This window comes from Hungatella effluvii (assembly GCF_003201875.1).
In the GTDB taxonomy this organism is placed as follows: Bacteria; Bacillota; Clostridia; order Lachnospirales; family Lachnospiraceae; genus Hungatella; species Hungatella effluvii.
Genome location: NZ_QJKD01000019.1, coordinates 105,038 through 111,534 on the forward strand (window position 1 = coordinate 105,038; position 6,497 = coordinate 111,534).

Annotated in this window: 5 protein-coding genes and 7 tRNA genes; 2 read left to right on the forward strand and 10 right to left on the reverse strand. The window is 46.8% G+C overall.

The features are described 5' to 3' along the window. Positions 1–93 precede the first annotated feature (93 nt). From DFR60_RS25675 to DFR60_RS25685, 3 genes are all read right to left on the reverse strand, one after another. Positions 94–1,236: an acyl-CoA dehydrogenase family protein gene (locus DFR60_RS25675; RefSeq protein ID WP_002601499.1), complete on the reverse strand. Its 1,143-nt coding sequence runs from the start codon at positions 1,234–1,236 to the stop codon at positions 94–96. Positions 1,237–1,275: 39 nt separating this feature from the next. Continuing rightward, a complete protein-coding gene (locus tag DFR60_RS25680) occupies positions 1,276–2,502 on the reverse strand; it encodes a CaiB/BaiF CoA transferase family protein (protein ID WP_110325633.1) in 1,227 nt (408 codons plus the stop codon). A 126-nt stretch (positions 2,503–2,628) separates the two neighbouring features. Next, positions 2,629–3,813, reverse strand: coding sequence for an acyl-CoA dehydrogenase family protein (locus DFR60_RS25685; protein WP_002601501.1), 1,185 nt, complete (start codon positions 3,811–3,813; stop codon positions 2,629–2,631). 297 nt (positions 3,814–4,110) lie between these two features. Here DFR60_RS25685 and DFR60_RS25690 point away from each other — a divergent pair, with 297 nt between their 5' ends. Together DFR60_RS25690 and DFR60_RS25695 are read left to right on the forward strand one after the other, a co-directional pair. Further along, entirely contained in the window at positions 4,111–4,509 is a 399-nt protein-coding gene (locus DFR60_RS25690; RefSeq protein WP_002601502.1) for a PaaI family thioesterase, read from the forward strand. 241 nt (positions 4,510–4,750) lie between these two features. Next, complete coding sequence (locus tag DFR60_RS25695) at positions 4,751–5,575, forward strand: C45 family peptidase (protein WP_110325635.1); 825 nt, start codon at positions 4,751–4,753, stop codon at positions 5,573–5,575. A gap of 55 nt (positions 5,576–5,630) precedes the next feature. On the opposite strand, the gene DFR60_RS25700 is transcribed toward DFR60_RS25695, so the two are convergent. From DFR60_RS25700 to DFR60_RS25730, 7 genes are all read right to left on the reverse strand, one after another. Next, a tRNA-Leu gene (locus DFR60_RS25700) sits at positions 5,631–5,716 on the reverse strand. A gap of 22 nt (positions 5,717–5,738) precedes the next feature. Then, positions 5,739–5,811, reverse strand: a tRNA-Val gene (locus DFR60_RS25705). 73 nt (positions 5,812–5,884) lie between these two features. Further along, positions 5,885–5,958, reverse strand: a tRNA-Asp gene (locus DFR60_RS25710). A 28-nt stretch (positions 5,959–5,986) separates the two neighbouring features. Then, positions 5,987–6,060 (reverse strand) — tRNA-Ile (locus tag DFR60_RS25715). A gap of 113 nt (positions 6,061–6,173) precedes the next feature. Beyond that, a tRNA-Thr gene (locus tag DFR60_RS25720) sits at positions 6,174–6,246 on the reverse strand. A 37-nt stretch (positions 6,247–6,283) separates the two neighbouring features. Beyond that, positions 6,284–6,355 (reverse strand) — tRNA-Glu (locus tag DFR60_RS25725). Between the two features lie 49 nt (positions 6,356–6,404). Continuing rightward, a tRNA-Asn gene (locus DFR60_RS25730) sits at positions 6,405–6,477 on the reverse strand. Positions 6,478–6,497 lie beyond the last annotated feature (20 nt).

Here is a 6,497-nt window from a genome sequence, read left to right on the forward strand (position 1 = left end):
CGTTATGAGCACTTAGCGGCTGTCTTTTAGCCGGTTACGTGCGATACATGTCACTGGCACTTAGCGAGGTCTTTCACGAGCTTAGTGCAGTGACTATTTATATTCCTTATCCAATACGCCTGCAATTGTCATTCTCTGGATCTGGTTCGTTCCCTCAAAGATCTGGAATACCTTGCAGTCTCTCATGAGTTTTTCCACCGGATACTCTTTGCTGTAGCCGTATCCGCCAAAGATCTGAACCGCGTTGGAGGTCACTTCCTGTGCACAGTCGGACACAAATGTCTTACAAATGGAGCCTTCCTTCTGTACCATGATTCCCTGATCCATCATCCGCATGGTGTTATTCACCAGACACCTGGATGCTTCAATCTTAATTGCCATGTCGGCCAGCATCTGCTGTACCATCTGGAATTTAATAATAGGGGTGTTAAACTGTTTTCTTTCCTTTGCATACTTCACGGATTCATCCAGCGCCCGCTGCATGATACCCACAGCCAGAGTCGCCACAAAGGCTCTGGATAAGTTCAGCGCGTTTAAGGCCAGCTTGAACCCGGAGCCCTCAGGTCCCACCATGGCGGAAGCCTTCACACGGACGTTTTCGAAAATCAAGTCCGTCGTGTTGGAAAGCCTGAGCCCCATCTTGTTCTCATGGGCTCCTACGGTAACGCCTTCTGCATCGGCATCGATGATAAATGCGGACATGCCTCTGTGTCCTGCCGCCGGATCCGTCTTAAAGAATCCCACAAAAACATCTGCCAGAGCGCCGTTGGTGATAAATGTCTTGGTTCCGTTTAAAATATATTCGTCCCCGTCCTTCACCGCCGTGGCGCGCATAGCCGCGGGGTCGGAACCTGCATTAGGCTCCGTCAGGGCAAATCCGGCAAATCCGCCGGGAGCAATCTTATCTGCAAAATACTGTCCCTGCTCCTTCGTTCCGGCAAGGATTACATTTCTAAGCGCCACAAACGTGGTTACAAAGGTGATGGCGTAGCCCGCGTCCACCTTTGCCAGCTCCTCAAAAATCATGGCGGTGGTCTCATAGCTTAAACCGGTTCCACCGTATTCCTCCGGGATTTCCAGCATGTGAAGTCCCATATCGAATCCCCATTTAAACAGCTCTCTCGGACACTCCCCTTTCTCGTCCGCGTCCTTTACATGAGGTTTTATTTCATTTTCTGCCATCTCCCTTACAAGAGCAAGCAGCGCTTTCTGTTCTTCGGTGTAAAGTAAGCTCATGTTATTTTCACTTTCCCCTTTCTGGTTGTTCGTTGTTTATTACAGTGGTTTCAGTCCTGTCGCGCCTTCTGCGGCTCCGGAAGCAATGATTTCCCCGATCTGTTCGTCACTGTATCCCAGCTGCTTCATAATCTCCACCGTATGGGCGCCCTGCATGCCTCCGATCACATAGTCCGGTTTGCCCAGAGATGCGAAGCCTACGGGGTTGGTCGGCATGATCTTTCCGCCTGACGGATAAGGAATCTTTGTCAGCACATCGTTGGCCCACGCCTGCTCATCCTCATAGATATCCAGCGGCTCATATGCGGCTTCACACGGCATATCATTTTCCTTTAACATCTTCATTAAGTCTTCTCTGTCGATCTTTGCAATGGCTGCATCCAGCACATCGGTCACGTCTTTATTCAAATGGTTGTTGTTGACATCCGCGCAGTGACGGTACTGCTCTTTTTCCAGCATTTCCGGACAGCCCAGGAGCGTGAACATCTTCTCATAATCGCGGTCATACTCCGGACAGCAGATGCAGACCCACTTGTTGTCCCTGGTGCGGAATACATTATTAAATGGATTGGGAACTTCTTTTCTGCTCTTCGGGTACTGGTTTCCGTACTGTGCGGAAATCAGGCCTGTGCTCAGCGCATAGACAGCCGCGTGATGCAGTCCGATGGTGACCTTGTCTCCCTCGCCGGATTTCTCTTTGCGGTACAGAGCCGCACAGATGCCGGACGCCAGAGCCATGGCAACCTGGAAATCTCCGAAACCGTTGGTCGGAATCATGGGAGCGTCTCCGCGGTTTACCGTAGTTCCAAACACGCCGCCTCTCGCCATGTAACAGGTCACGTCGAAGCCCGCCGTATCCTTTTCCGGTCCCTTTTCCCCGTATCCCAGGACCTGGGCGAAAATCAGCTTCGGAAACCTCTCCTTTAAAGTATCGTAGTCCAGTCCCAGCTTTACCAGGGATTTCGTTCTCGTATTGGTTACGAATACGTCCGCTTCCTCCAGAAGCTTATAACAAACCTCCAGCCCCTTTTCTGTCTTCAGGTTCAGAGTGATAAATTTCTTATTTAAGTTTGCCACATCAAAGGCCAGGTTCTCGTCGTCTGTAAACGGCATGTTGAACACGGCGCCCTGAGTCCTGGCAGGATCTCCTTTGTGTGATTCGATCTTGATACAGTCGGCTCCCCATTCGCCAAGTACGCGAACCGTGGTAGGGGCTGCCAGATATGTGGTTAAATCCACTACTTTTACGCCTTCTAATGGTTTCATTGTCTTCCCTCCATATATGGAAAAGGGTCGGCAGGTCCGGAGTATGAACCTGATGACCCTTTTGTGTCAGATATCTTCGGTTTCAAAGCGGCTTGCCCGAAATAGCTTTAAAATACTGAATCAGTTTTAGACCACGTATTCGATATGAGCGCCGTGTTTAATGGTGTTTCTGGAAATTGTAATTCTCTGTACAGTCGGAGCGCCTTCCTCTAACCACATCGCGCGGCAGTCACGGTAGAGACGCTCAACCGGGCCGTACTTGCAGTCTTCAAAGTATCCGACACCGCCGAAGATCTCCAGCATTTCATCGCTGACTCTTCTGGTTGTATCGATGCTGTACAGCTTACACATAGCAGCTTTTTCTTCGATATATTCGCCGGTTGGATTCTCCATATAGGATTTGGCAAAATCGTAAACCATGCAGCGAAGTGCGTGTACCATCATGGACATATCGGCAATCTTGCAGCGGATTGCCTGACGGGTTCCGATCGGCTTTCCGAAGGTTACACGGTCAGCGGCATACTGTAAGGACAGTTCCAGCATTCTCTGTGCCATACCCAAGTTGCTGGCAGCAATGTGAGCACGGGATACGGATAAGGAGTGCATGGCAATCTCCAGTCCCTGTCCCTCTTTGCCTAAGAGGTATTTCTTGTCGATGCGGCAGTCTGTGAATTTCAGCTCGCCATGGCCGGCTCCGCGGCATCCCATCATATGAGGCATGTTGATCACTTCAAATCCAGGAGCGTCCATTGGAACGAAGAATGCGGACAGTCTGTCATTCTTATCGGATTCCGGATTGGTTACTGCGATTACATAAGCAAATTCGCAGCAGTCGGTATGGGAAATCAGTGTCTTCTCACCGTTTAATACATAAGAATCGCCGTCTCTCACTGCGATGGTATGTAAGTCAGCGCCGGTACCGCCGGTCGCCTCTGTCAGTGCGAAACAGGTAAATACTTCCTTGTTCTGGAACTTTGGCATATACTCTGCCTTTACTTCCTCATTGCCGTAATCGTCGAGAATTCTCCAGTTTAAATCCATTGCATAGTGAAGATGCATTCTCATTCCGCCCGGTCCTCTGGAGAACTCCTCCTGAACCTGTAAAATCTCCAGCTCGTTCAATCCGTATCCGCCGTACTCCTCCGGAAGGGAACAACGATATAAATCGTTCTGGATTGCTAAGTCGTAGAACTCCTGAGGAAACTTATTGGTTACTTCCACTTCCTTCTGGATTTCCTCAAGGGGCCCCTCTGCCAGCTCACGGATCTGTTTTAAATACGCCTGGAATTCTTCATTGGATAACTTGCTCATTTGATATATCCTCCTTATTTATTCATGTTAAATATTTTTTTAACAATCTTGATAAATCCATTATAGCCTGTAGCGAAGGAAATATCCAATCGGCCCTGTCCGCGATAATTTCGATAATTGATAGTTAAAACCTATGATTCCTTTTTCCTGTTGTAAATGGATTTTTGCAATGATATAGTATAGCCTGAAGTCACTGCGCTAAGCTCGAAAAGACCTCGCCAAGCGCCAGTGACATGTATCGCACGTAAGCGGCCAAAAGACGTCCGCTAAGTGCTCATAACGAGGAGGTATGCATACATGAGACCAGAGATAATGGACGGCATTCTGAGACATATTCATCCGATCGGAGGCATAGAAAACGCCAGGCTTTTGGAGGTTTCTCCGGGCCATGCGAAACTCTCCATGGAAATTACTCAGGAAGCTTTAAATCTTTACGGAAATGTCCACGGCGGTTTTTTATTCTCTCTCTGTGATATGGCGGCAGGAATGTCCACTTACGCCTGCGAGACCACCAATGTCACGGAATGCAGCAGCATCAATTTCTTAAGAGGGGTGAATACCGGAACCATCTATATAGAATCCAACGCCATACACAAAGGCCGTAAAACCGTTGTCAATCAGGTAACCGTCACCAACGACGCCGGCAAACTGGTGGCATCCGCAAGCTTTACGATGTTTTTAATCGCACCGGTCTAGGACGTGTTTCCCAACTTCATTCAGCACGAAAAATACAGCCAGCCATAACGTAATCCAGCCTCTGTCTGCTTGACAAAGACCGGTTCCCGTCATGGCTGGCTGCCTTTTAAAGCTTAAGCTTGCGTGGAGCATTTTCGGTTCAGAAAAATGTTGTAGGTTGAACCTTCGATATACCTGATGATATCATATGGATAGAAACCATATGATATCACAAACTTATGTATGAAAAGGAGGTTCCAAAATGTGTACAAGTTTTGCAGTATACCATCAAAAAAAGGCTGTTTACGGAATGAATTTCGATACCGATGAAATTTATTTAAAACTAATAATCAATAGTTATCATGATAAGAACTTATTTTATTTTTCAGCCCTGTTAGAAAACAAATACAGGGATATCGCCAGTATGAATAGTGAGGGTCTTTTTATCTGTACGCAGGCCGTAGAATATGGTCCAGGCTTTCAGTCAGGCTGTGACGAAAATGATTGGTATGCCTTTGATATTCTTGATGAGGTGCTAAAGAAAACAGGAAAATCATCAGAATTTTTTGAAGTTCTCAATAAAAGAGTAATCTCGTATCCCAGAAATCCATTATACCCCGATTTAGGGCTGCATACTATGATCGCTGATAAAACCGGGGATGCATTTATTCTGGAAGAGGGAAATAATACAAATAGAATAACCCCTGTTTCGGGTGATTTTATTGTCATGACTAATTTTCCAAACGGGAATTTCAAGGAAGCAGATTATAATAAGGTATATGGGATCGGAGCTGACAGATATATTTGTGCTTATGAATATATACAGAATCATATTCATAGCTTTGGAATCAATGAAGCCTTCGATGCTTTAAACAAAACCAGCCAGAAAAATACACTCTGTTCAATCGTATATGATCCCTTAGAGAAGGAAATTTATATCAGTTTTAAGAAAGATCTGAGCAAAAGATGGAAAATCTCTATGATCGAAAAAACAATTCAGTCAACGGATGGATTTTTAAGCAGCAATAAAATCCAATTTACAAACGAAGAGATACTTGTGAATGATCTTATTCGCTTATATAAGTGAGAACCAAAAAAGCTTGAAACTCTCCTAAACAGAGACTTTCAAGCTTTTTCATTCATGCCGGCGACCGGAATCGAACCGGTACGGGCGATTAGGCCCGCAGGATTTTAAGTCCTGTGCGTCTGCCAGTTCCGCCACGCCGGCATATCATGATTTCTCATGAAAATGGGACCTACAGGGCTCGAACCTGTGACCCTCTGCTTGTAAGGCAGATGCTCTCCCAGCTGAGCTAAGATCCCGTTTTTATAACATGCTGTGAAACGATACAACATATGCTGGTAGTGAATGCTGCATCAAAATGTTTCATGCAAACGACCCGGATGGGATTCGAACCCACGACCTCCGCCGTGACAGGGCGGCGCTCTAACCAGCTGAGCCACCAGGCCAAATTTCAAATATTTAGTTCAGTGTTAGTGGACCTTCGGGGACTCGAACCCAGGACCGACCGGTTATGAGCCGGTTGCTCTAACCAACTGAGCTAAAGGTCCAAACATAAATATAGTATGGTAACACTATGCTCAATGTCACGTAATATACACGCTCGTTTCGCAAGTGTGCTTAACTGCTAAGTTCGAAAGGACCTCACTAAGCAATTAATGCAAGCCGATGATCGGACTCGAACCGATAACCTGCTGATTACAAATCAGCTGCTCTGCCAATTGAGCCACATCGGCATTCTCATTCCTCCCTGCATATGCCTGGTGGAACAAATGACCCCAACGAGATTCGAACTCGTGTTACCGCCGTGAAAGGGCGATGTCTTAACCGCTTGACCATGGGGCCTTATAAATTCGTATCTGTTGAGTCAGAAATACATAAAAGCATTTCCAAACTCCCCGAGTAGGACTTGAACCTACGACAGCGCGGTTAACAGCCGCGTGCTCTACCGACTGAGCTATCGAGGATTATTATACCATGAGGTATC

Excerpts from the sequence above, each read along its gene's own strand:
- DFR60_RS25680 (WP_110325633.1), bottom strand. The coding sequence starts at position 2,502 with ATGAAACCATTAGAAGGCGTAAAAGTAGTGGATTTAACCACATATCTG.
- DFR60_RS25685 (WP_002601501.1), bottom strand. The coding sequence starts at position 3,813 with ATGAGCAAGTTATCCAATGAAGAATTCCAGGCGTATTTAAAACAGATC.
- DFR60_RS25690 (WP_002601502.1), top strand. The coding sequence starts at position 4,111 with ATGAGACCAGAGATAATGGACGGCATTCTGAGACATATTCATCCGATC.
- DFR60_RS25675 (WP_002601499.1), bottom strand. The coding sequence starts at position 1,236 with ATGAGCTTACTTTACACCGAAGAACAGAAAGCGCTGCTTGCTCTTGTA.
- DFR60_RS25695 (WP_110325635.1), top strand. The coding sequence starts at position 4,751 with ATGTGTACAAGTTTTGCAGTATACCATCAAAAAAAGGCTGTTTACGGA.